This window comes from Phycisphaeraceae bacterium, assembly GCA_019636675.1.
In the GTDB taxonomy this organism is placed as follows: Bacteria; Planctomycetota; Phycisphaerae; order Phycisphaerales; family UBA1924; genus JAHBXC01.
On sequence record JAHBXC010000002.1, the window covers coordinates 804,210 to 827,024 of the forward strand.

At 68.7% G+C, this 22,815-nt stretch carries 20 protein-coding genes, 3 tRNA genes and 1 pseudogene; 7 read left to right on the forward strand and 17 right to left on the reverse strand.

Annotated features, from left to right (window positions below; all coding sequences use genetic code 11):
• The first annotated feature begins 16 nt into the window (after nucleotides 1-16).
• The 3 genes from ribH to ftsY are packed head-to-tail and all read left to right on the forward strand — an operon-like array spanning nucleotide 17 to nucleotide 2,031.
• Nucleotides 17-571 (forward strand): 6,7-dimethyl-8-ribityllumazine synthase, encoded by a 555-nt coding sequence (gene ribH / locus KF684_10165; protein MBX3353287.1) that lies wholly within the window; start codon nucleotides 17-19, stop codon nucleotides 569-571.
• Between the two features lie 5 nt (nucleotides 572-576).
• Complete coding sequence (gene nusB / locus KF684_10170; GenBank protein MBX3353288.1) at nucleotides 577-1,065, forward strand: transcription antitermination factor NusB; 489 nt, start codon at nucleotides 577-579, stop codon at nucleotides 1,063-1,065.
• 3 nt (nucleotides 1,066-1,068) lie between these two features.
• Nucleotides 1,069-2,031, forward strand: a complete 963-nt coding sequence (ftsY, locus tag KF684_10175; protein MBX3353289.1) for a signal recognition particle-docking protein FtsY — start codon at nucleotides 1,069-1,071, stop codon at nucleotides 2,029-2,031.
• A 68-nt stretch (nucleotides 2,032-2,099) separates the two neighbouring features.
• On the opposite strand, the gene KF684_10180 is transcribed toward ftsY, so the two are convergent.
• Nucleotides 2,100-2,173: transfer RNA gene (locus KF684_10180), tRNA-Arg, on the reverse strand.
• A gap of 104 nt (nucleotides 2,174-2,277) precedes the next feature.
• On the opposite strand from KF684_10180, the gene KF684_10185 reads away from it, so the two are divergent.
• Nucleotides 2,278-3,576: a hypothetical protein gene (locus KF684_10185; protein ID MBX3353290.1), complete on the forward strand. Its 1,299-nt coding sequence runs from the start codon at nucleotides 2,278-2,280 to the stop codon at nucleotides 3,574-3,576.
• Between the two features lie 299 nt (nucleotides 3,577-3,875).
• Here the strand turns inward: KF684_10185 and KF684_10190 are convergent, their stop codons facing one another.
• Together KF684_10190 and KF684_10195 are read right to left on the reverse strand one after the other, a co-directional pair.
• Complete coding sequence (locus KF684_10190; GenBank protein ID MBX3353291.1) at nucleotides 3,876-4,931, reverse strand: DUF1570 domain-containing protein; 1,056 nt, start codon at nucleotides 4,929-4,931, stop codon at nucleotides 3,876-3,878.
• A gap of 25 nt (nucleotides 4,932-4,956) precedes the next feature.
• Complete coding sequence (locus tag KF684_10195) at nucleotides 4,957-8,079, reverse strand: valine--tRNA ligase (protein MBX3353292.1); 3,123 nt, start codon at nucleotides 8,077-8,079, stop codon at nucleotides 4,957-4,959.
• Between the two features lie 55 nt (nucleotides 8,080-8,134).
• On the opposite strand from KF684_10195, the gene KF684_10200 reads away from it, so the two are divergent.
• Complete coding sequence (locus KF684_10200) at nucleotides 8,135-9,160, forward strand: tetratricopeptide repeat protein (protein MBX3353293.1); 1,026 nt, start codon at nucleotides 8,135-8,137, stop codon at nucleotides 9,158-9,160.
• A gap of 9 nt (nucleotides 9,161-9,169) precedes the next feature.
• Here the strand turns inward: KF684_10200 and KF684_10205 are convergent, their stop codons facing one another.
• The 8 genes from KF684_10205 to KF684_10240 form a co-directional block, all read right to left on the reverse strand.
• Complete coding sequence (locus KF684_10205; GenBank protein ID MBX3353294.1) at nucleotides 9,170-9,712, reverse strand: hypothetical protein; 543 nt, start codon at nucleotides 9,710-9,712, stop codon at nucleotides 9,170-9,172.
• Nucleotides 9,713-9,855: 143 nt separating this feature from the next.
• Complete coding sequence (locus KF684_10210; protein ID MBX3353295.1) at nucleotides 9,856-10,998, reverse strand: hypothetical protein; 1,143 nt, start codon at nucleotides 10,996-10,998, stop codon at nucleotides 9,856-9,858.
• Complete coding sequence (locus KF684_10215) at nucleotides 10,976-11,818, reverse strand: hypothetical protein (protein ID MBX3353296.1); 843 nt, start codon at nucleotides 11,816-11,818, stop codon at nucleotides 10,976-10,978. Before KF684_10215 ends, KF684_10210 begins: the two co-directional genes overlap by 23 nt.
• Before the next feature lie 97 nt (nucleotides 11,819-11,915).
• Nucleotides 11,916-13,031, reverse strand: coding sequence for an ABC transporter ATP-binding protein (locus tag KF684_10220; GenBank protein MBX3353297.1), 1,116 nt, complete (start codon nucleotides 13,029-13,031; stop codon nucleotides 11,916-11,918).
• Nucleotides 13,028-14,260, reverse strand: a complete 1,233-nt coding sequence (locus KF684_10225) for an ABC transporter permease (GenBank protein MBX3353298.1) — start codon at nucleotides 14,258-14,260, stop codon at nucleotides 13,028-13,030. The genes KF684_10220 and KF684_10225 overlap by 4 nt, the downstream gene beginning before the upstream one ends.
• 34 nt (nucleotides 14,261-14,294) lie before the next feature.
• Nucleotides 14,295-15,200 carry a hypothetical protein gene (locus KF684_10230; protein ID MBX3353299.1) on the reverse strand — a complete coding sequence of 302 codons (906 nt, stop codon included), beginning with the start codon at nucleotides 15,198-15,200 and terminating at the stop codon, nucleotides 14,295-14,297.
• A gap of 2 nt (nucleotides 15,201-15,202) precedes the next feature.
• Nucleotides 15,203-15,709 (reverse strand): hypothetical protein, encoded by a 507-nt coding sequence (locus tag KF684_10235; protein ID MBX3353300.1) that lies wholly within the window; start codon nucleotides 15,707-15,709, stop codon nucleotides 15,203-15,205.
• Nucleotides 15,702-16,325 (reverse strand): sigma-70 family RNA polymerase sigma factor, encoded by a 624-nt coding sequence (locus tag KF684_10240; GenBank protein ID MBX3353301.1) that lies wholly within the window; start codon nucleotides 16,323-16,325, stop codon nucleotides 15,702-15,704. Before KF684_10240 ends, KF684_10235 begins: the two co-directional genes overlap by 8 nt.
• Before the next feature lie 228 nt (nucleotides 16,326-16,553).
• Between KF684_10240 and KF684_10245 the strand changes: the two genes are divergently transcribed.
• Nucleotides 16,554-16,626, forward strand: a tRNA-Phe gene (locus tag KF684_10245).
• A gap of 104 nt (nucleotides 16,627-16,730) precedes the next feature.
• Here KF684_10245 and KF684_10250 read toward each other — a convergent pair.
• Nucleotides 16,731-17,690: an EAL domain-containing protein gene (locus KF684_10250; GenBank protein MBX3353302.1), complete on the reverse strand. Its 960-nt coding sequence runs from the start codon at nucleotides 17,688-17,690 to the stop codon at nucleotides 16,731-16,733.
• Between the two features lie 271 nt (nucleotides 17,691-17,961).
• On the reverse strand, nucleotides 17,962-19,629 hold the full coding sequence (locus KF684_10255; protein MBX3353303.1) for a S8 family serine peptidase: 1,668 nt from the start codon (nucleotides 19,627-19,629) through the stop codon (nucleotides 17,962-17,964).
• Nucleotides 19,630-19,739: 110 nt separating this feature from the next.
• Between KF684_10255 and KF684_10260 the strand changes: the two genes are divergently transcribed.
• Nucleotides 19,740-19,826 (forward strand) — tRNA-Leu (locus tag KF684_10260).
• 211 nt (nucleotides 19,827-20,037) lie between these two features.
• Here KF684_10260 and KF684_10265 read toward each other — a convergent pair.
• The 4 genes and pseudogenes from KF684_10265 to KF684_10280 form a co-directional block, all read right to left on the reverse strand.
• Nucleotides 20,038-21,240 (reverse strand): annotated as a pseudogene (locus KF684_10265) (tyrosine-type recombinase/integrase).
• A gap of 42 nt (nucleotides 21,241-21,282) precedes the next feature.
• Nucleotides 21,283-21,615 carry a hypothetical protein gene (locus KF684_10270; GenBank protein MBX3353304.1) on the reverse strand — a complete coding sequence of 111 codons (333 nt, stop codon included), beginning with the start codon at nucleotides 21,613-21,615 and terminating at the stop codon, nucleotides 21,283-21,285.
• 40 nt (nucleotides 21,616-21,655) lie between these two features.
• Nucleotides 21,656-22,033 (reverse strand): helix-turn-helix domain-containing protein, encoded by a 378-nt coding sequence (locus tag KF684_10275; GenBank protein ID MBX3353305.1) that lies wholly within the window; start codon nucleotides 22,031-22,033, stop codon nucleotides 21,656-21,658.
• An 81-nt stretch (nucleotides 22,034-22,114) separates the two neighbouring features.
• Nucleotides 22,115-22,815, reverse strand: a 701-nt coding sequence (locus KF684_10280) for a hypothetical protein (GenBank protein ID MBX3353306.1), incomplete at its 5' end; no start/stop codon positions are given.

The following is a 22,815-nucleotide window of genomic DNA, read 5'->3' on the forward strand; positions in this document are numbered from 1 at the left end:
CGCTACCATCCGCCCCATGTCACCCGGACCACTCCGTGGCAAAACCGAAGGTCGTCGCAGCGCCAAGGGCGTGCGAGTCGCGATCGTCGTGAGCCGTTACCACAGCGAGATCACCGACAAGCTCCTCGAGGGCGCGATGGGCGAGTACGTCGCGCGCGGCGGGGCGAAGGGCGACGCCGTGGTGCTCGACGCGCCGGGGTCCTTTGAGGTGCCCATCGTCGCGACCTACGCCGCCACCAGCGGCGCGTTCGACGGGATCGTCGCGCTGGGGTGCATCGTGAAGGGCGAGACCTCGCACGACCACCACCTCGCGACCGCGGTGACGACCCAGATCCTGCGCACGAGCGCCGAGGTCGGCACGCCGATCGGGCTGGGCGTGCTGACGGTCGACACGATCGAGCAGGCGCAGGCCCGCGCCGGCGGCAAGCTCGGCAACAAGGGCGAGGAGGCGATGGCCGCCGTCCTCGACACGCTCGAGTCGCTCGACCAGATCGACGCGCACGCCGACGCGCTGGCCGAAGAGATCGAGCGCCAGGCGGCCAAGATCGCGCCCAAGAAGAAGGGGCGCTGAGCGGGATGTCGAGCCCTCGCAACATCCGGAAGGCGGCGCTGCAGGCGCTCTATCAGCTCGATGTCCGGGGCGACCAGGACACCGGCGAGATCGAGGCGACGCTCGACGAGGACCTGAGCGACAACGATCGTCGCAAGGCGATGGAGCTGGCGCACAGCGCGTTCGCCGGGCGGCGCGAGGCGGACCTTGCGGTGAAGATCCACGCGCCGACCTGGCCGGCGCACCGCCAGCCGGCGATCGATCGCGCGATCATGCGCCTCGCGCACTACGAGATGACCAGCGGGCGCGTCAACCCCAAGATCGCGGTGAACGAGGCGGTCGAGCTCGCGAAGATCTTCAGCACCGAGCGTTCGCCATCGTTCGTCAATGCGGTCCTCGACAAGATCCTGCGCAAGGTGCTGGCCGCCAAGGGCGAGCCGGCCCCCGAAACCCCCGAGATCGAGCTCCCGGCGATCCCACCGGTCGAGCCCGGCGTCGGACCGCTGGAGACCTGAGCCATGGCGCTGTTCTCCAGGGCGGTCGACCGCTTCAAGCAGGGGCTCGCCAAGACGCGCGAAGCCATCCTCGGCGCGACCGAAGCGGTCGCTGAGGCGGGCTCGTCCGCGTTCTCGTGGCTGCGCGGCCGGCGCATCGACGAGGAGACCCTCGACGAGCTGGAGGGGCGCCTCCTGCGCGCCGACATCGGCGTCGCGACGACCACCAGACTCGTCGACCAGCTGCGCGCCGACTACCGCTCCGGCAAAGTCACCAAGGGCGAGGATGTCCTCGACTACCTCAAGCGCGAACTCAAGGCGATGTGGCCCGAGCGCGACCGCTCGCTGCGGTTCGCCGATCCCGGGGCGAAGACCCCTACGGTGATCCTCATCGCCGGCGTCAACGGCGCCGGCAAGACCACCAGCATCGCTAAACTCGCCAAGCGCTTGCGCGACGAGAACCGCACCGTCCTCCTCGCCGCGGGCGACACCTTCCGCGCCGGGGCGGTGAAGCAGCTCGAGATCTGGTCGCAGCGCCTCGGCGTCGAGCTCGTCAAAGGCCAGCAGGGGGGCGACCCGGCGGCGGTCGCCTTCGACGCCTGCGACGCCGCGATGAAGCGCGCCGTCGACGTGCTCATCGTCGACACCGCCGGGCGCCTGCACACGCAGGAACCCCTGATGCGCCAGCTCAGCAAGATCCGCGAGGTCGTCGCCAAACGCGTCCCCGGGGCGCCCCACGAGACGCTCCTCGTCCTCGACGCCACCAGCGGGCAGAACGCGATCCAGCAGGCGCGGATCTTCCACGCGGCGATCCCCCTCAGCGGGCTCATCCTCGCCAAGCTCGACGGGACCGCCAAGGGCGGCGTTGCTGTCGCGATCCGCGAGGCGATCGACATCCCCGTCAAGTTCGTGGGCGTGGGCGAGACGCTCGACGACCTCGAGCCGTTCGACCCCGAGGCCTTCGTCGAGGCGATGTTCGCGTCCTGAGACGCGAAGGGACGCGTTCGGAGGCGAACGACAACGCCCCGCCGTGGGCGGCGGGGCGTCGGGGGAAGTACACCTGGGTGGGCTCGAACCACCAACCTTCGGCTCCGGAGGCCGACGCTCTATCCAATTGAGCTACAGGTGCGGCTTGACGGCGGGCTTTTCCCCGCTTGTGTTCACGGCGGATGGTACGGCGGGCGCCACGCACCGGCAACGCCCCTCGTTCTCGCACAGGTCTGGAGTCGCGCAGTGACGATCGATCCTCCCTCGCTCGGGGAAATCACGGCCTCGGAAGCAACCGCCGCCCGCCTCCACGAGCCCGTCGCGTCGCGCCCCACGCCGGTCTGGGCGGCGCTGCTCTTCACCTTCGTCGCGAACCTGACGGCGGCGGTGGTCGCGATCGGCGCGTTCTTCGTCGCCGAGTCGGCCTTCGGCTTCGACAGCCGCCAGAACCTGCTGCTCGGGCTGGTGATGGGCGTGACCTACATCGTCGGCGCGCTGGGCGTGGGGCCCGCGCTGCGCGCGCTGGCGGCGAGGATCGAGTCCGTCTCTGCAAGGGGCGTGCTGGTCGGGATCCTGCTGGTCATGGGCGCGTGCGCCGCGTCGATGTACCTGGCCCACCCGCGCGTCCTGGGCGCCGACGCGTCGTGGGTCATCTGGCCCGCGATCGGCGTCTACTCCGTCGCGATGGGGGGGCTGTGGCCCATCGTCGAGAGTTATGTCACCGGCGGGCGGCGCGGCGCCGAGCTGCGCAAGGTCGTCGGGTGGTTCAATGTCGTGTGGTCCAGCGGCGTGGTCATCACGAGCTGGGCGATGGCGCCCCTCCTGAAGACGCAGGAGCTGGCGCTGCTGCTCATGCTCATCACGGGCGTCGCCCACCTCGCGACTTGCGCCATGCTGGCGTGGTTCTCGCCCTATCCGGCGAGGGAGTCGCACGAATCACGCGACCACCCGCCGGTCTACGAGCGACTGCTCACCGTCTTCCGCCTGCTCCTGCCCACGAGTTATGTGCTGATGTACACGCTGCTGCCCCTGCTGCCCAGCACGCTCGAGCGCATGGAGATCCCGCGCGATCGCAAGACGCTCGTCCTGTCGGCGTTCATGGTCACACGCGTGATCACTTTCTTCTGGCTCGGACGATGGTCGGGCTGGCACGGGCGCTGGAGCATGCCGATCTGGACGACGCTGGTCATGCTCGTGGGCTTCGCCGTCACCCTGCTCGCGCCGGGCGTCGTCTGGGCGGTCGTCGGGCTCGCGCTCTTCGGGCTGGGGCTCGGGGGGATCTACACCGGGGCGCTCTACTACGTGATGGAGGTCGGCGCCAGCGAGGTCGAGGCCGGCGGGACCCACGAGGCACTCATCGGAGGCGGCTACACCCTCGGCCCGATCCTCGGGCTGCTGGGCATCTGGTGGGCGGGCTTCCGCGACAACCCGGCCGTCACCGAAGAACGGGCCACGGTCGGCCTGGCGCTCATCGTCGCGCTCGCCGGGGCGGCGGTCGCGATGCTCGCCGGCGCGCGGGGCCTCCGCCGCACGCCCGGACGCTGATCAGCCCGCTGCAAAAACAAACAACCCCAGACCTGCATCTCTGCAAGCCTGGGGCGTTGAGTAAGAGGGAAGCCATGATTGAGGTCGGGAGCGTGGCGCGCCAGAAAGGGGGCGCTGCGACGCGGTCGTAGCCCGAACGAAGTCCTTGTTGCACGCTGGGTCGCGGCGAGCCCTCAGCCGCGAACGCGTTTCCATCCCAGCGTAATATACCTGCCGTACATCTATTCGGCAAGACTCTCCTCATCGGTTGCAAGGTTTTGTCAGACACCGCAACCGGGCGGGACGCCCGGAAACCTCGGTCAGCGTCCCGACGAGAATCTGGGGGATTCGCCCGCCACGATCCGGTCGCGTGCCCCCGGCCCGACAAGCTCCGCGACGAAGGCGCGGTAGCGCCCTTCGAGGCCGTCCAGATCGGTCCCGAAGTACGCCATGAAGACCGCCTCACCCAACCCAGAGGAATCCCGGGCAAAGGTCGCGCGCGCCTCCGGCGTCATCGAGGCCCCGACCGCGCGCCCCAGACGCCCGGCCTGCGCGTCGCTCAGCAGCCGCTGCAACGACGCCCGCGAGGCCTCCCCGTTCTGCGAGTGCAGGAAGTGAATCAACGCCCACCCCTGCGCGTAGTACGTCAGCAGGTCCTCGTTCACCGGAGTCAGCAGGTCCTCCGGGGTCGACGCCAGGAACCGGCGCAGCGGCAGCAACCGACCCTCGGCATGGACCTTGCGCAGGTGGTCAAAGCGCTCCACATTCGACCAGGGCAGGAAGACAGGCGTCGCCCCGGCCCACCGGTGCCCCTCCATGTAGGTCGCGACCGATTCCTCGGCCCACGCCGGCAGTCGCTCGCGGAAGGTCGACTGCGTGTACTGGTGCCAGCCCTCGTGCGACGCGATCGCCAGCGTGTCAAAGACGCCGATGTCGAAGAACACCCCTCGGCCGCCGTGCGCGAAGCCGCCCCGGCCCACCCGGCTGATGCTCTGCCCGCGCTGACCCAGGATCTGCAGCGTCAACCGCTGCCACTGCGCGCGCGTGTCCATCAGGAAGGTTTCCATCCGGCGCTCGGGGCGAGGCAGCAGGACCAGGGCCCTCGTGTAGTGGTCCAGCGCCGTCTCGAGAAACGCCGGCATCCGGTCCAGCAGCGTCGGGTTCGTCTCCGTCGTGAAGATGCGGAAGTTCGGCGTCGTGATGATCTGCCCGGGCGCCCCGGCGAACTCCCACGGCTCCACGGACTCGATCACGGCGCGCGGGCCGGCGTCGGCGACGCCCGCACGCACCGGCGTCGTCGCCGGACGCGGCGTGGACGCGCAGCCGCCCGCGAGCAGGGCGAGCGTCAGAGCTGTCAGAGTCACGAGTCGTCGCACGGCGCGCCGCTCCGTCTTGTGAGGGTCAGAGTTTCGACATCGCGTCCGCCGTCGCGTCGCGCTCCGCTTGCTGCGCGGCCAGTTGATCTCGGGTCTGCTGCACGAGGTGCGCAGGCGCGCGATCCGCGTAGCCCGGGTTGGCGAGACGCCCCTCGAGGGCCGCGATCGACTTGTTCAGCTCGGCGAGCTTCGCGTCCAGGCGCGCACGCTCGGCCCCGGCGTCCGTCGCGTCGGCCAGGTCGCTCAGACGGTGCTCCGACGCGTCGAAGGTGAACACGCTCGACGCGCCGGCCGGCGCGTCGCTCTCGATCGCCTTCAGCCCGGCCATCGCCTTCACGAACACCTCGTTCTCGCGCACGAGTTTCGCCAGCGCCTTGTCCCCCCCCAGGTGCAGCGTGACTTGGCGCTTCGGCGGGACGTTCTGGGCCGCGCGCGTCTGGCGGATCGCGTCGACGAGCCCGCGGAGTTTCTCGAAGTCCCGCTCGACGCCCTCGTCGCGAAGGTCGGGGTCGACCAGCGGCCAGGGGGTCGCGCAGAGCAGGCCGCTGCGATGCACTCCCAGCGACAGCCCGGCGATCTCGGCCCGCGGCAGCTCGCGCACGCGCTCGTACAGCGTCTCGGTGATGAAGGGCGCCACCGGGTGCAGCACGCGCAGGATCGAATCGAGCGACGCCCGGAGAATGGTGCGCTGCTCGGCGTCGGCGTCGATGGTGGGCTTGACGCCCTCGAGGTACCAGTCGCAGAAGTCGCGCCACAGGATGTCGTAGAGCGCCTGCGCGTAGTTGCTGAACTCGTACCCGCGCAGCGACGCGTTGACCTGCTCGATCGTGGTCGCGAGGCGCGAGAGCATCCAGCGGTCCAGCAGCGGGCGACGCAGGGGGTTCAGCACGCCCTGCGCGTCCTTCCCGTCGAGCTTCGCGACCGCGAATCGCGAGGCGTTCCACAGCTTGTTGCAGAAGTTGCGACCGAGGTCGAACTTGGGCGAGGTGTTCTTCCCGCTCTTCGCGTCCCGCTCGACGGGCATGCGGACATCCTGCGTCTGCGTGGTCATGTGGCAGAGCGTGAAGCGCATGGCGTCCGCCCCGTGGGTCTCGATGATGTCGAGCGGGTCGACGCCGTTGCCCAGGGACTTGGACATCTTGCGTCCCTCGCCGTCCTGGATCATGGCGTGGATGAAGACATCCTTGAAGGGCGAAGGCCCGGGCTGGTATTTCCCGGAGGCGTCTTTCGTCGCGAGGAAGTAGCGGTTGAACATGACCATGCGCGAGACCCAGAGGGTGATGATCTCGCGCGCGGTGCAGAGGACATTGGTGGGGTTGAAGGCGTCGAGGAGGCCCGCGGTGTCGCCGTTGTCGGCGCCGGGGTTTGGCCAGCCCATGGTGGAGAGGGGCCAGAGGGCGGAGGAGAACCAGGTGTCGAGGACATCAAGGTCTTGCCAGACCCCATTCATCGATTCGAGAGCATTCTGTGCATCAGAGTCATCTGCCGAGCGCACACACCAATGCTTAAGGCCAGCGAAGCGATTCTCGCTGGCGTAACCGATAGGCACATCAAGCAGAATCTCAGTCGAGCCCGCAATTCGACCTTCCTTGGAGAGTTTAGTGATTGCAGTATGGAAATCGGAATGATCCTGATGGCTTCCAATACGGAGCGCAGAGTTCCACACCGGAATCCGATGCCCCCACCACAACTGCCTCGAGATCGGCCAGTCGCGCAGGTTCTCGTGCCAGGTCTGGTAGGTCTTCGCGTAGCGCTCGGGGACGAAGCGCAGTTCGCCCGACAGCAGCGCGCTCTGCGCCAGCCCCGCGAGGGAGAACTCGGGGATGTCCGTGCCGTCGATCAGCGCGCGGAACTCCGCGTCGGTGCGCCCCTCCTTGAACAGCGGGATGGGCTTCTTGATCGCGATGTACCACTGGTCGCTCAGGTACGGCTCGATCGCGGCGTGCGAGCGGTAGGAGTGGCCCACGCTGTGCGAATACGGCTTCTGTGCCTCCAGCAGCCCCGCGTCGCGGAACGCGCTCACGACCGCCTTGCGCGCGTCCTCGCGCGTCATGCCGACGAACTTCTCCGCGTCGCAGCCGGGCCGGTCCCCCCAGCCGTGGTTGCGGCTGATCGTCGCGTCGGGCGCCATCACATTGATGACCGCCAGGTCGTGGCGCTTGCCGATCTGCTCGTCGTTCACATCGTGCGCCGGGGTGACCTTGAGGAACCCGGTCGCGTACTTCGCCTTGGGGTCCTTCTCGGCGGCCTCCGGGTCGGCCTGCATGGCCGCCGGGAGCACGACGTAGTCGTCGGCGACGATCGGGATCACGCGCCCGACGAAGGGGAGTTTCACGAACTTTCCGACGAGCGCCTTCGCGCGCGGGTCGCGCGGGTTCATCGCGACGCCGGTGTCGCCGAGATAGGTCTCGGGGCGCGTGGTCGCGACGGTGATGTGGTCGGTGGTGGCCCCATCGGGCAGCGTGACGCTGATGAGCGCGCCGTTCGCGTCGCACAGCGGGTAGCGGAGGTAATAGAAGAACCCGTCGACCTCGCGCATCTCCACCTCGTCGTCGGCCAGGACGGTCTGGGTGACGGGGTCCCAGTTGACGAGGCGCTTGCCGCGGTAGATGAGGCCGTCCCGGAACAGGCGGAAGAACGCCTCGCGGACGGCCTTGGCGCAGGTCTCGTCCATCGTGAAGCGCTGACGCTCCCAGTCGCAGGAGCAGCCCATCATCTTCAACTGGTCGGTGATGACGCGCTCGTACTCGTCCTTGAAGCTCTGGACCTCCGCGACGAACGCATCACGCTCCCACTTGATGCGCGGCTGCTTTCCCTCGTTGATGAGCCGCTTCTCGACGACGGTCTGCGTCGCGATGCCCGCGTGGTCGGTGCCGGGCATCCACAGGGTCTCGAGCCCCATCATGCGGTGGACGCGCGCGAGCACGTCCTGCAGCGTGTTGTTGAGCCCGTGGCCCAGGTGCAGGGCCGCGGTGACATTGGGGGGCGGGATGACGATCGAGTAGGGCTTCTTCTGCCCCTCGAGGACCGGGCCCGGCTCGGCGTGGAAGACGCCCGATTCGTCCCAGCGGGCGCGGATGCGCGCCTCGTGCTCGGAGGGCGTGTAGGCCTTGGGCAGTTCCGTGGGTTGGGTGCTGGTGGTCGTCATGGGTGCTTTCGGCTCTGGGATGACGAGTGTAGGGGTTGGCCGGTACGCTGGTCGTATGGAGAACCGCCTGACCGAACTCAGGAAGCGCCGCCTGCTCGCGACACTGGCCGCGCTGGGGCTGCTGCTGCTGGCGGCGGGCGCCGGCTGGCTGCTGGTCGACGCGGCCCGGCGCGCCCAGCCCTCGCGCCCTGTCGTCACGCAGTCGGGGGGGGCGAAACTGGGCGAGATCCTCGACGCCGCCAAGCGGTTCCTCCGCGATTCCGACACCGACAACGCCGAGCTGCTGCTCCGCGAGGCGACCGCCCGCTCGCCGGAGGACTATGAGGCCTGGTCGCTGCTGGGCGAGACGCTGCTCTCGGCCGGGCGCACGCGCGAGGCCTACGACGCCTACGCGAGGGCGGCGGCGTGCCCGGGCGCGCCCGCGGAGCTCGAGTTCAACGCCGGAACCGTCGCGAACACCGCCGGGCTGACCGTCGAGGCGCTGCGCCACTACGAGCGCGCGCAGCAGCGCGACCCCGGCAACGCGCAGTACCCCCTGTTCCTCGCCCAGATCGAGCGCAAGCTCGGCAACAACGCCGCCGCCAAGGCGAGTCTGGTGCGCGCCGCGAACCTGCGCCCCGAGACCGCGCTGGCCTGGGGCGTGCTCGCCGACATCGCGCTCGAAGAGAACAACCTGCCCATCGCGAAGCAGCACATCGAGCGGGCGAGAACGCTCGAGCCCGAGAGCACGCAGTGGCGCCTGATCGAGGCGCGCATCCTGCGGCGCGACAACGACCCGGAGCGTGCGGCGCGGCTCCTCCTCGCGCTGCCCGACGATTCGCTGCTGGCGAGCCCCACGCTCGTTGAAGAGGCCGCGACCTCGCTGGCGATGCTGCGCCGGGTGGACGACGCGGCGTCGCTGTGGCTCCGCTGCGCGACGCGCCACCCCACAGACGCCGACGCGAACCTCAAGGCGGCGCAGATGCTGGACCGGGCCGGGCGCGTGCGTGAAGCCATCGCGTTCGCCGACGCCGCAGCGTCGCTGGGCGACGAGCGCGCCGCGGCGCTGGCCCGCTCGCTGCGCGAGCGTCAGGACAGGTGATCGGCCCCGTCAGTCGGCGGGGCGCAGGACGAACCGCTCGTCCGTGGTGTCGTCGTCGTCCCCTCGCGGGCGCACCCGGATGACCCCGCGCGGCTCGGGTTCGTCGCCGGTCGTCGCGACCTGGTTCACATGGGTGCGCACGCCCCCGACGAAGCCGGCGCGTTCGAGCCACGCGGCACGGTCGGCCTCGAGCGTGCGCCGGTGCCCGCCGCCCAGGATGGGCGTCCACGGGTCGACGCGCACGAGGGTCGGTCCGATGTTCGTTGTCAACGCGATGCCTTCGAGCGAGGCGGGCGCGCCGAAATCGGCCGGCGACCCGCGATCGGTGAAGTTCGGGCGCTCGAGGGCGCGCGCGACGCCGGGCGACGCGTCGGGGTGCGCGTTGATGTGCGTGCTGCCCTGGTAGAGGCGCGCGACCGGCGCCTCGCGCGTGCTCGCGAGGGCGGGCGCGCCGATCCACCCGTCGCGCGTGAAGGTGGAGACCTGCGCAAGGGCCGGAACGGCGAGCGAACACGACGCGACGAACGCGGCGCAGAGGGCTGTCGAACGCATGAAACGCCTCTTTCTCTGGGGATTTCCGGGCAAATCGTCCGAACTGCCCGCGAGCAGCACGGACGACTCTTCTCTCCGAAGACAGCATGCCACCGGATCTCGTGAACGCAAGAGAGTTGACGCCGTGTTCTCGGACGCGCCGATCAGGGAACGCGGCTGCCGACCTTGAACGCCAGCGGTTCGGCCCCGGCGAGGGACTCGTACGCCGACAGGGCGCCCCGGACATAGGCGCCGCCGAGCCGGTGCTCGCGCACCATGTTGGCGGCGCTGAGGACCATGGCGCGCGCGCGTTCGACATCGATCGAGAAGCGCTGCATGGCGTTGCGCCAGTCCTCGGCGCGAGGGCGCTCGAGCACGATCGCGGTGTCGTCGGGACGCAGCACGGTCATCGGGCACCCGCTCGCGGCGACGACGAGCACGCCGTGCGCCATCGCGTCGAGGACGATGGTGCGATGCTCGGGAAGGCGCTCGGGGATCATCAGCACATCGACGTGCAGCGACAGCTCGCGCCGGCTCTCCATGTCTTCGACGACCGAGACGCAGTCGAGCATGTTGAGGCGCTCCGCGTGCTTCCACAGCGTGGTCGAGCGCCGGACGAGCTCGGCGTCGAGGAACACCAGCAGGTTCGGCATCGCCTTGCGCAGCTCGCTGAGCCCGAGGAGCGCGTCGCGGCAGGCGCCCAGGTCCTCTCCCCGGCCGATCATCAGGATCGACATCGCCCCGGGGCGGCGCGGCCACGAGGGCTGCTCCGTGGGTGAGTGCACGCCCCAGGTCGCGACGCGGCGCGGCGTCCAGGGCGCCACCGCCGCGATGCGCGCGTCGACCCCCTCGTCGGGGCACAGCATCGCGACGCGCCGCTTCGCTTCGTTCTCTTCCCCCTTGATCACGCGCGCGACACGCAGCGCCCGCTCCAGCGCCGCCTCCGACCACAGCTCGTAGACCACCGACGCCCCCATCAGTCGCGCGAGCGACTCGCCCGTCGACCACGACTCGTCGCCCAGCACGTGCACGATGTCGATCGGCTCCGCGTCGATCGACGACTGGGCGCGCGAGTCCTCGATATCGCGCAGCATCGCCCGCGCCACCAGAGGGGCCAGATACTTCGAGGTCGGCTGGGGGAAGCGGATCCAACGCAGGAAGGGGTTGTCGAGCGCCTCGGGCGGAGGCGGCTGCGGCGAGGCGCGGACCACGCGCACCCCCTCGTCGGCGAGCCCGATCTCCAGGCGCGCGATCATCGTCCGCTCACGCGACGCGAAGGATCGATCAGCCAGGAGAAGGACACGCATGGCGGGCAGCATACCTGCGCCGACGCCGGCACGCGCCGAGCCCCGCCAGCGCGAGGATGAGCGAAGGGGGGGAGGGCACGTCCAGACGCAGGTTGTCGAAGTACGCCCCGACCGGCCCGTCGCCCACCGGGAAGCCGGCGTCCTGCCACCCGTCGGACGCCAGCACGACCTGATCAACCCCCCGCGCAAATCGCTCGCTGGCGGAGGTGTAGATCAGCCGGTCGTCGTAGAAGTACCTCGTCGCGCCCGGCTCCCACTCCACGCGCACCTCGCGCCATTCGCCCAGATCGAAGAACACGTTCGTATCGACGAATCGGAATCCCGTCGGCGTCTCGTCGAACACGAACACCGTGCCCCCGAACTCGAAGACGAGCCGGAAGTTGATGCCGAACAGCTCGAGCGACTGCCCGATGATGGTGTAACTCGCGCCGGCGCGATCGTCGATCCGTGTGTCGATGGTGAACACGCCTCGCTCGCCCGGGTCGTCGAGCTCCGGGCTGAGCCCCCCGATGAACGCGCCGTTCTGGACGGCGCGGTTGTCGCTCAGGAACAGGGACTGCGCACTGTTGCGCCCGAGGGAGGCGATCGAGGTCCCGGCGCCCGCGCTGACGCCGAACTCGCTCCAGCCGTTCTGCGTTCCGATCGGTCCGGCGGCGTAGCCCTCGCTCTGTTCGAAGCCGATGAAGCGCGTCGGCTCGGAACGCGCCGGGGCGTGGCGGCGCGCGCCGTCCGATGGGAACACGGGCGCAGGCGGGCCCGCGAAGGCGCCGGCTGTGCAGCACGAAAGACACGCGATGAGCGCTGGGGCGTTCCGGGGCATCTGCTCTCCTCCCGGCCTGTGCCGCCGGGCGCATCGTGAATGATGCTTCGTGTCGGCGCGTGTGCAAGTTGCACACAACGCCCGAGAACCGGGATATTCACGCGCAGGGCGGGATCGACGGAGTGGGGCTCTCGATCGCGGCGGCGTCGGGAGTGCGCCATGCGCCCACCCAGTGCCCCGGCTCGGCTTCGACGAGCGCCGAATCCGACGCCGGCGCCCCGGCGGGCTTCCGCACCACGCTGGCCGGCCTCTCGTCCCAGGGCCACCACGGCTCGAGGTGGCTGACCGAGGGGGCGTGCTCGAACCTGGGGCGCGCGCCGATGCTCTCCCGGATCGTCGAGAGCCGGTCGCGCCGGTCGCGCAGGCGTGGGATGCACGCGAGCAGCCCGCGCGTGTACGGGTGCATCGGCTTCGCGAACAGGTCACCGACGCGCGCGTACTCGACCACGCGCCCGGCGTACATCACGCACACCACATCGGCGCGCTCCGCGACGATCCCCAGGTCGTGCGTGATGAGCATGACGCCCAGCCCCCGATCCCGGCGCAGCGACGCGATCAGGTCGAGGATCTGCCCCTGCACCGTGACGTCCAGCGCCGTGGTGGGCTCGTCGGCGAGCAGGAGACGCGGTTCGCACGCCAGCGCCATCGCGATCATCACACGCTGGCGCATGCCGCCCGAGAACTCGTGGGGGTACGCGCGGATGCGCGAGGACGCGTCGCGGATGCCGACCGCTTCGAGCGCCGCGATCGCGACGCCCTCCGCGTCCTTCCGGCCGACGCGCTGGTGCAGGCGCACCGCTTCGACGAGCTGCTCGCGCACGCTGAACACCGGGTTGAGCGAGGTCATCGGCTCCTGGAAGATCATCGCGATCTCCCCGCCGCGAACGCGGCGCAGCGATCGTTCGTCGAGCGTGAGCAGGTCGCGCCGCGACCGGGCGTCCCTGTCTCGCAGAAGGGCGGCGCCGGTGTCGAAGCGCCCGGGCGGGCGCGGCACGAGCCCGAGCACGCTCAGCGCCGTGATCGACTTGCCGCAGCCGGATTCACCGACGACAGCGAGCGTCTGGCCCTCGTACACGCTCATGCACGCGCCGTCGACGGCCAGGATGCGCGGGCCGCCCGGGTTGTCGAAGGAGACCGTGAGGTCGCGCAGTTCGAGCAGCGGCGCGACCGACGCGTGTGCCACGGGGCGTGTCTGGGCGGGAGCGACGGTCATCGTCCGCGCTTCGGGTCGAACGCTTCGCGCAGACCCTCTCCAACGAAGTTGAGCGCGAGCAGGGTGATGCCCAGCATGCCGCAGGGGAACACCAGCAGCCACCAGCGCGATCGCACCGTGTTGAGCTCGCTCAGCCCGGCGGCGGCGAGGTTGCCCCAGCTGGGCGTGGGGGGCATCACGCCGATGCCCAGGAACGAGAGGAACGATTCCTGCAGGATCGCCTGGGGCACCGTGAGCGTCGCGTACACGATGATCGGCCCGAGCAGGTTCGGCAGCAGGTGCCTGGCGAAAATGCGGCGCGTGGGCGCGCCGATGGCGCGTGCCGCCTCTACGAAGGGCTGCGCCTTCAGACTCAGCACCTGCCCGCGGATGACGCGCGCCATCGTCAGCCACGACACGCCCCCGATCGCGACCAGCAGCGTCACGATGTTGACCAGCGTTCGACGCGATTCGACCGCCTCCACGGAGTACCGGGCCGAAGCGTCTGATTCGATCCGCTGGATCGTCGCCTGGTCCTCTCGCTGTTCGGGGGGCAGCGCCCCGACGCGCTGCTCGACGAAGGCGACGCGCTGACGGGTCGTCTCCGCGACGCGACTGGCGATCGCGCGGTCCGCGAGCGCATCAACGGCGACCGCGAGCAGCACCACGAGGAGGATGTAGGGAAGCCCGTAGAGAACATCGACGATGCGCATCATCACGGCGTCCACGCGCCCGCCCACCCAGCCGGCGATCATGCCGTAGAGCGTGCCGATCGCGACGCTGATGAGCGCGGCGGAGACGCCGATGCCCAGCGAGATCCCGCCGCCCACGAGCACGCGCGAGAGCTGGTCTCGCCCGAGCTGGTCGGAGCCGAGCCAGAACCGAGGACGCGCGGCGCGCGCCTGCTCGGGCGTCGGGTCGGGCGCGTCTTCGAGAGGGACACCGAGGTCCGTTGCCAGGCGGGCGCGTGCCGCCGCCTCGGACGCGAGAGCGAGTCGCTCCCGTTCGGTCTCGTTGTGGGGCGCCCAGAGCGGGGGCAGACGCGTCGCGTCGAGGTTCCCGGCTCGATACCGAGCGGCCCCCCCAGCGCCCCCGGCGCCCCCGGCGGTCCAGGGCAGCGTGACGACGCACGCGAGCACGATCAGCGCGAGCACAGCCGAGCCGATCATGCCGGCGACGGAGCGCGTGAACGGGTTGTCTCGCTTTCGCGGCGGCGCGAGGAGCGCCGGCACCGCTTCCTGCTCGGGCATCGTGCCCAAGCATACCGGTCAGGCGCGACTCGGGTTACTCGCGGCGCGGGTCGCCGCCGCCGCGCTGCGCCGGGCCGGGACGGCGCTCACGCTCGTCTGCCAGAAGCTCGCGGACCTTCTGGTCGATCTCGGCGTCGCGCTCGTCGGCGGATTCCTTCAACTCGGCGCGCATCGACGCGACGCGCTGCTCGAGCCGGTCGACCATCAGGGCCCGCTCGCGGTTGGCAATGTCCACTCGCTGCGCGACCAGCTCGCGCAGAGCCGTGTTCGCGCGGGCGACCTCCTCGGCGGGCGGGGACGCCGCGCCGCTGAGGCGCTGGATGCGCTGCGCCGCCTGGCGGATCTGCCAGTCCAGACGCATCGAGTCGGTGCGCAGCGAGAACATCTCCGGGTCGCGATCGCGCATCTCCATCTGGGGGAGCAGTCGAGGCGCCATGCGCCGGTAGACCTGCTCGGCCCGATCCGGGTTGTCGAGGATCTCGGCCTCGACGCGCTCGGCGATCTGCGGCGCCGTGTCTCGCAGGAACCGCATCATCTCGCGCAGACGCTGGGCGTCGTACTCGAGGTTCTGCGCGGGCTCGTCGTGCGCGTGCGCGCCGGGGCCCTCGCGCATACGCTCGCCCATCGCGAAGACGCGATCTCGCATCAGCGATCGCATGACCTCGCCCACCGGGGCGCCGCGACCAAGCTCGGCCTTCGCACGCGTGATCGCGGCCTCTTCCTTCTGGATCTCGGCGAGACGCCGATCGAGGCGCTCGGTGAGGATCTCGGCGTTGATCGCGGGCGCCAGCGACGGCTGCTCCTGCGCCGCGGCGGGCGTCGGCTGGCCGGAGCGGCGCGCCTGGTCGCGCCCCCCGGGCTGGGCGAACGCCGCGGAGCACGCGAGGGCGGCGGCGCAGGCGGCGAGCAGCGTGAGGCGAGATGTGGTGGTCGTGCGCATGGTCACATCCATTCCTCGATGTCGAGGATATCGATCGGCGTGCGTTCGCTCGCGGACGCGGCGTCGACCTCCTGACGCAGCGAGACAAGGCGAGCGTCGGCGAAGTGCGAATCGCCCATCGCGAGCCACGAGTCCAGCTCGTCGAGCAGGTCCGGAGAGGACGCGTCGACGAGATCCGGGCCGGCCGGGGTCGTCGCCGGGCCGGTTCGCGCGGTCATCAGCACGATCGCGCCCGTCGTGGCGAGCAACGCGAGCCCCGCGGCGATCCGGACAATCGGTGCGAAGGAGCGACGCGTCGCCGGGGCTGGCGGCGCGGCGTGCTCGCCCTCGACGAGTCGCAGGGCTGCGCCGGTCTTCAGAGCGACGCGCGACGCGTTCAGCACGCGCGACTCGAAGCCGGCGTCGGGCTCGCGCCGGAGGGATTCCGCTCGTCCCTCCAGCGCGCGCCCGATGGGTTCGAGCGAGGGGTCCCGCTCGTGGTTCTCGTGGGTGTGGTTCGTGTCAGACATGATCGCCTCCGAGGGCGTGGGGTGTTTCGGTCGTGGTGAGCGCGTCGCGCAGTTTGGCGAGCGCGCGATGGTGTCGGGCAAGGACGGTGCCGAGCGGCTCGCGGAGCGTCGCGGCGATGGTCTTGAAGCTCATGCCGCAGTGGTGCCGGAGTTCGATCACATCTCGGTCGGCGTCGGAGAGCGCGTCGATCGCGTCGCGCAGCGCCGAGTGCTCGTCGGGGGACGCCGGCTCGGAGCGTGAGGCGCGTCCGGGCGCGTCGCCCGAGTCGCGGGCCCGGTCCATCGCGACGCCGGCGCGTTTGGCCTTTCGTGCCGCGTCGCGCACGCGGTTGGCGGCGATCTGGAAGAGCCAGGGCTCGAAGGACCCTCGCTCGTCGTAGTCGGCGCTGCGGAGTTTGCTGGCGATGGTGACGAACACGGACTGGGTGATCTCCTCCGCGTCGTCGGGCGAGAACCGTCTCGACCGGGCGAGCGCGTAGACGCGTCGGGCGTACAGCGAGACCAGTTCGGCCCACGCGTCCTCGTCGCCGCGGGAAGCCCGCGCGACGAGCGCACCGACCGTGCCGGGCTGCTCGGCCCGTTGATCGGCGTTCCCGGACGGTGGGGGGCTTGGCATCGGCAGCATCGTCCTCAAAGGGAAACGACGGACGAGGCAGGGTATTGCGTGGGAAGGGGAGCAGGGAGCAGGGAGTGGGGAGCAGGGGGAAGAGATCGGGCGGGGGCGGGTGATCGTCTCAAGGAGGGGGCGCCGCTGGACGATTCGGGGCGTCTGGAAGGCCCCCTCCCTTGACCCTCCGGCCCCCGGGGTGCTACCTTCCACCCGTCCCCATGGGGACGACATTGAGGGCAGTTAGCTCAGTTGGTAGAGCACCGCACTGAAAATGCGGGTGTCCCCGGTTCAAGTCCGGGACTGCCCATTCGGGGTTTCCGAACCTCAGCAACCCAGCGAGTCGCACGCGAAGCGCTTTCCTGCGACCGCGGGCGAGTGTGTCCTTGGGTCGGCGCCGGCCCGTCCGGTCGCTCACGCGGCCTTGCGGCGATCACGCGTCACGCGCACCGGCTCCGCGGTGGGTTTGCCCAGGTAATAGCCCTGCACCAGGTCGATGCCCAGAAGGTGGACAGCGTCGAGTTGCTCAGGCGTTTCGACGCCCTCGATGAGGGTCGTGATATTGCGGCTCTGGGCGTGCTCGACGAGGCCGCGGATCAGACCAAGGTCGTGGGGACGCGGTCGATCGGGCAGCAGGCCCTTGGCGAGCTTGATGACGTCGGGGCGGAGTTCGTCGATGTAGGACAGCGCGGTGTGGCCGGTGCCGAGATCATCGAGGGCGACTTTGCATCCGTGGTCGCGATAGGTGTCGAGGATGTGACGCAGGTGCGCGATGTTGGGGAAGGCCTCGCTCTCGACGACCTCGAAGACGAGCTTCTCCATGAGCCAGCCGGCGGCGGTCGCCGCTTCCCACGTGGTCTGCAGGCAGATCGCAGGGTCATAGATCACCATCGGCGTGAAGTTGACGAAGAGGAGTTCGCCGGGCTGGAGCTTCGTCGAGCCGTGCGAGATCGCGCAGGTTCTGGCGAGCTGATCGAACTGGAACATCGCGTTGTGGGCGCGGGCCGCGTCGACGAGTTCCCCGCCGTTGATGAGCCGTCCATCGATCTGGGCGCGCATCAGCGCCTCGAACGCGATGGTCTTGCCGGACGCCATGTGCACGATGGGCTGGTAGTGGGGGATCAGGAGCCGCTCGTTCAGGACTCGGGGGAGCCACGGGGACTTCACACGATGAAGAAAGATGTCGGCGGGCACGGCGTCCCACGCTTGGCACTGTCCGTCAGGGCCGATGGGCGCCGCCTTGACATCAGCGCGCTCCAGAGGCGTCAGCGACGAGAGGAAACCCTCGACCGATTCCACCCAATCGAGTTGAGTGAAGTGAACCGGACCACTGGGGGGGCTGGCGACGCCGCGAACTGCCTCGAGTTTGCCCATCGCTGAAGGGGCGGCAGACCACAGCGCCACACCCCCCGCAGGGATTTCGGCAACCTTGCGTTTGCAGGTGCAGGGCTGCGAGTGGCTCTGTGACGAAAGACGGATGGGCTGATTCACGGAGAGACAGATCGGCTGCATGAATGGTTCTGTTCAGCCATTCGCTCGTTTGTTCTCAGGCGCCCCGAGCCACAATTCGGACAGTGAAGTGCGTTTTGCGTCTCCCGCACTTCAGCGCGCTTCAGGCGGTTCGCTCGCAGGTCCCTGCGTCAGACTATTCGCAAACCCCACCGAAGTTGGTCAGAACTATGTTCAGATCCGCGAAGTCGACGACTCCGCTGCTGTTCAGGTCTGGAGCGAGACCCTGGCCGGACTGCCCGAAGGCGTCGAGCACGGCGTTCAGGTCGGCGAAGTTGACGACGCGGTCGCCGTCGATGTCGCCCGGGCAGGGCGTGAGCGGCGCGAGCGTCGCGGCGGCGGCTGCGATGTCGGGCAGGGGGCCGATGTTCTGCGAGACCGGGTTGACGCCGCTCTGCTGAGCCAACCCCGTGGAAGCCAGCAGCGCGCGCATCTCCCAGCAGTCGAGCACGGCGCCGGAGAACCGCTGCTTGTGGAACGACTGGATGAGCGCGCACGCTCCGGCGACGATCGGCGAGGCGCTCGAGGTGCCGTTGAACGTCGCGGTGTAGTGCAGGTTGGGGCCCTCGGCGGAGTACGCGCTGCCGTATCCGGTGGTCCACACGCGCTCGCCCCACCCCTGGAGATTGACGCGAGAGCCGTAGTTCGAGAACGAGAGGCGCGAGCGCGGCGTGGTGGAGTTGCTGAACCCGGTCGCGGCGGCGCCGGCGCCCACGATGATCGCGCCCGAGTCGTTCTGCGGCAGGAAGGGCCAATGACCGGCGTTGCCCTGGCTGAAGATCGGATCATCGAGGTTCTGGTTGCCGTTGCCGGCGGCCATGACGACGATCATCCCGTTCCCGACGGCGGTGACGACCGCGTTGTACCACTGGGCGCGCCACTCGATGGGGACATACGCCGTGCCGCCGTTGGGGCCGGTCATCTGCTGCTCGATGAGGATGACATCGCCGGGGTTGAGCGCGTTGGTGGCGTTGATGATCGCGCCGCCGACATTCCAGACCGAGCCCGCGTAGGTGCTGGCGAAGGCGATCTGCGCGTTGTGCACGATGCCGGTGACGCCCCACCCGTTCTCGATCGCGCCGAGCTGCCCGAGCACCGCGGTGCCGTGATTGGGCCCAAAGCCGGGGTCGACCTGAGGCCCGCCGATGATCTGCACGGGGGGAAGGTCGGCGTGGTTCGGGTTGAAGGTGTACTCGAGATCGACCACGGCGACGCCCTCGCCGCGCGTGCCGAGCGTGCTCCATCCGTGGAGCGCATCGACGCCGGCCGGTGACGCGTTGAGGTACCCCTGGTTGTTCTGGAAGTTCGGGGGCAGCGGCGGGGGCGTGGGTCGCGGGTTCGGGGACGCCAGCTCGACCACATCGAGCGCGTTGAGCGCGTCGAGAACGCTGGCGGCGTCGGCGCCGTCCTCGAGAAAGGCGAAGTACTCGGTGGTGAGGTCGGCCACGCCCTTGCGGGTGCGCCGCTCGGCGGCGGCGCGCATCGCGACGAGGCGGTCCTCCGGGACGTCGTGCACGCGCGCCCAGCGCGCTACGGGCAGCGCGTCGAGCACGCCGCGCGCGCGGTCCAGCGCGCCCGTGTCGCGATCGGTCAGCGCGCCCTCGACGAGCCGGACGGGCAGATCGTCCACGAACTTGACGTGGATCACGCCGGGCTCGTCGTGCAGGGTAAGTGTCGTGTTCGCCGGCTTGACCCAGCGAACGCGCGCCGTGAAGTCCGCACGATCCGCGGCGACCGCTCCCTCGTGCGCGAACAGGGCGAGGAGCAGGGCTGCGGGCGCGAATGATCTGAGAGAGACTGGCAAGGGCGGGCTCCGATGGGGATCGCCCAGTGTGCCCGGGATCGGCAGCGAACGCAAGAGAAATCCTTCCCGGCTCCGTGGCGGCGAGCGGGCGGTACGATGGCTGTACGCCCGGCCCTGTGGCGGAATCGGCAGACGCAACGGACTTAAAATCCTCTGACCCCTTGCGGGTCGTGTGGGTTCGAATCCCACCGGGGCCATTGGGTTTTCTTCGTTTTTGGCTGATTTTCTGGTGCTTTTGCTCACCCCCCGTAGGTGGCCGTTGAGTCTCACGGACTCTGCCGGAGACGCATCCAGGCCATCGTGTTGCGCCAAGTAAACCGCCGAGACAGAGGGCTCTTCTGGGGCCGTCTGAAGGCTGTCACCAAGGTCTGGCAAAGAGGACAGGGCTCTCACCTCGTCCTCGCGGCCTGAGTGGCTGTACCGGTCCATGGTGAGGGTGATGGTCGAGTGCCGGGCCAAAGCCTGAGCGGTCTTGGGATGAACCCCGCCCTGGGCGAGGTTCGTGATGAAGGTGTGCCGCAAGGCGTGGAAGTCCACGACGCGGCCCAGACCATCCCGGTAGGGAATGCCTGCTGCCTCCAGGTCCACCCTGAGGACGCTTGCCAGTTCTTCGCGCCGCGGAAGCTGGAAGATGGGCTGCGAAGGGTGTCGATCCCGGAGGTACTCGGCCAGCATGGATGCGGTGCTGGGACGAAGTGGTAGCGTGTCGTCCCGGCGGTGCTTCGAGTACGCGGCAAGAACGGTGACTGTGGAGAGGTCGTCCGTGAAGGCGAACGAGTCTGATGTGAGGCTTCGAATCTCACCCGCCCGCAGCCCGGTTTCGACAGCCAGCTGGTAGAGGACTGCCCGGTCTGTGCCGGACAGTCGCCAGGCTATTCGGCCGTCAATGTCGCGACCGAAGAGCTCTCGTCCCTCGCGTGCGGCCCTCATGAGCTGCTGAAGCTCTGCCTTGGAGAGAGCTCGGCGGTCATGGCGCCGATCCGTCCGTGTATTCAGCATGTCCAAGTGCGAGAGGGGAGAGGAGATCGCCCTGCGGTCCTTAACCATCCACCGACAGAAGGTCCGGAGCGACCCGAGGTAGTAGTTGAAGGTTTGAGCACTGATGCCAGGTACGATGGCGTCGCCCTTCTTCGCGGGCTTTCGGAGGTCATTGAGAAACGCCTGCACCTTGCTCGCGGAGATGTCGTCCCAGTGCTGGAACGAGCACGCCTTGAACACCCGCTCGATGCGGTTTCGCGTGTGGCGAACGTGCTTCTCTGTGTTGCCTTTGGCCGCGAGTGCCTTGGCGAAGCCATCCAGATGTTCGCTGAGCGGCTTGTTCACCGCAACGCGTTCGCTCTTCAAGAGACCAATTGCGGCGAGCTTGTTGAGGAGTGGACGTGGTAGTCCACTGACCCATGCTTGAAGCGAAGGGTCCACCTGTCCACCAGTCGCCTTGGCGTAGGACGCGAGCTTTTGCAGGTTGCGGCCAAGCTCAAGGCTTGCGGCCTTGGACGTGAACGCTGCGATGCGTCGGGTGGCCCCACGGCAGTCCGAAAACTCGACATACCAGTTCTCAGTCTGCGTCGTCTTTCCCGCCCTGTCCTTGTACGTGCTCTTGAAGACACGCATGGCGCGGCTCCTTTGTGGATCATCCCCTGTTGGCCTTGACAGTCAACCAGTGTCAGCGGAAATGCCCGCGTTCGCGGCCACTCTTGGGTCACACACTTCGAGGAAGGACTCGACGACAGGTGCCCTTCGCTGCACGAGCTGCACGAAGTACTGCGCAACGGTCGTCTCTGACGCGGCAAGTTCGCGTTCGAGTTCCCTGAAGGCTGCCGGTGAGAGACGCTCCTCCTGTAGCCAGCGCCACCAGAAAAGGGCTGCAAGCTCGAATGCCGCATGCGGCAACGTGTCTCGACCTGCGCCTCGCATCGCCTGGCCCACGCACACGAAGGCACAGTTCACGACTTCACCAAGTCGGTGAGCTGGGTGTGGCTCAGTCATCCTTCCGCCTCCTCTCCAAAGGAAGACCGCATCAGACGCCTTAGCTGCCGCCGCTAAACCACCGCTCGATATCCGAGCGGCGCCAGCGGGCAAGCCGTCCGATGCGGATGGGCGGGGGCAACACGCCCGCTGAGAGGTAGCGGTAGAGGCCGGCCTTGCTGATCTTGAGGAGAGAAGCGAGATCCCGCGCGGTCATGTAGTCGTTTGATCCCGAGCCTTCTTGACCGCTGGTGACCTGAGAGCCGTTGACGGCGCGGCTGCCTTTGCGTCCGTTCACACCCGGTGGGGAGGCCGCGGCCTTCTCAGGCTCCGGCTGGTCCTCCTCGCCATCGGGAAAGCCGCTAATCGTCAGCGTCTTTGGAGGCGGAGGAGGTGGGGGTTCGAGGATCGACCGAAGGAGTGGCGCGAGTTCGGGCATGGGCGTATCTCCAAGACAACGGGTGAATCAAGCCCGTTGTCCATGATACACCAAGAGTATTCCAAGTGTTCCGATTGCCCGTCAGTTTTTTCGCTTTTTTCTTGGGTTTGGCTGATGATTGGGTTTTCTGAGCCGTGGATCGACGGGAGCTTCAGTCAACTTGAAGATGGGCACCTGAGACGGCGCACGGGGAGCACTCGCGTCGGTTTGGTCTTGCGGGGAGGAGCCTGGATCAATGTCCTGAAAGAAGAAATACCCTTTCGGGTTCCTTTCGCCAACTCGACACTGGAAGTACGAGGCTCGGCCAGTCGACGGCGATACCGCCCGGAACCGCCACTCGTCGAGCAGTTCATTCAGCCGCGCAGCCACCTCCGCCTTCTCCTCGAAGGTCTCGAAGGTCCGCTTGGAGAGGGACTGAATGAGCTCTTCCAGAACCGGCTTCATTTCCTGCCGGACTGCCTGCCAGGTCGTGTGAAGTTGAGAGAAGGTCGCTGCGGGCGCATCGTTCGCACCGAGTTTTGCGTCGCTAAGCGCCAATCGAGCGGCTTCGGAGAGTGCCTTTGTCTTGTCCTCAAACACCCACCAACGCTCGCACTTCTCGGAGACGGATGCAACGGTCACGACGAGCGTTGCCCCGTCCTCATGCAGGAGGGTGCTGAGGCCGTTGTACAGGTGCGGCGCGTCTCCCGAGCCGAATCTGGTGAGCTTCTGACCCTGCCGATCGTGCCCCTGACTTTGAAGCCCTAGCTGGCAAAGGAGACTTGGTGAGGCTTCGACCGCAG

Coding starts and splice junctions, on each gene's coding strand:
- KF684_10225 (MBX3353298.1), bottom strand. CDS start 14,260: ATGCCCGAGCAGGAAGCGGTGCCGGCGCTCCTCGCGCCGCCGCGAAAG.
- KF684_10205 (MBX3353294.1), bottom strand. CDS start 9,712: ATGCGTTCGACAGCCCTCTGCGCCGCGTTCGTCGCGTCGTGTTCGCTC.
- KF684_10220 (MBX3353297.1), bottom strand. CDS start 13,031: ATGACCGTCGCTCCCGCCCAGACACGCCCCGTGGCACACGCGTCGGTC.
- ribH (MBX3353287.1), top strand. CDS start 17: ATGTCACCCGGACCACTCCGTGGCAAAACCGAAGGTCGTCGCAGCGCC.
- KF684_10270 (MBX3353304.1), bottom strand. CDS start 21,615: ATGACTGAGCCACACCCAGCTCACCGACTTGGTGAAGTCGTGAACTGT.
- KF684_10195 (MBX3353292.1), bottom strand. CDS start 8,079: ATGACGACCACCAGCACCCAACCCACGGAACTGCCCAAGGCCTACACG.
- KF684_10240 (MBX3353301.1), bottom strand. CDS start 16,325: ATGCCAAGCCCCCCACCGTCCGGGAACGCCGATCAACGGGCCGAGCAG.
- nusB (MBX3353288.1), top strand. CDS start 577: ATGTCGAGCCCTCGCAACATCCGGAAGGCGGCGCTGCAGGCGCTCTAT.
- KF684_10200 (MBX3353293.1), top strand. CDS start 8,135: ATGGAGAACCGCCTGACCGAACTCAGGAAGCGCCGCCTGCTCGCGACA.
- KF684_10215 (MBX3353296.1), bottom strand. CDS start 11,818: ATGCCCCGGAACGCCCCAGCGCTCATCGCGTGTCTTTCGTGCTGCACA.
- ftsY (MBX3353289.1), top strand. CDS start 1,069: ATGGCGCTGTTCTCCAGGGCGGTCGACCGCTTCAAGCAGGGGCTCGCC.
- KF684_10235 (MBX3353300.1), bottom strand. CDS start 15,709: ATGTCTGACACGAACCACACCCACGAGAACCACGAGCGGGACCCCTCG.
- KF684_10275 (MBX3353305.1), bottom strand. CDS start 22,033: ATGCCCGAACTCGCGCCACTCCTTCGGTCGATCCTCGAACCCCCACCT.
- KF684_10250 (MBX3353302.1), bottom strand. CDS start 17,690: ATGGGCAAACTCGAGGCAGTTCGCGGCGTCGCCAGCCCCCCCAGTGGT.
- KF684_10210 (MBX3353295.1), bottom strand. CDS start 10,998: ATGCGTGTCCTTCTCCTGGCTGATCGATCCTTCGCGTCGCGTGAGCGG.
- KF684_10230 (MBX3353299.1), bottom strand. CDS start 15,200: ATGCGCACGACCACCACATCTCGCCTCACGCTGCTCGCCGCCTGCGCC.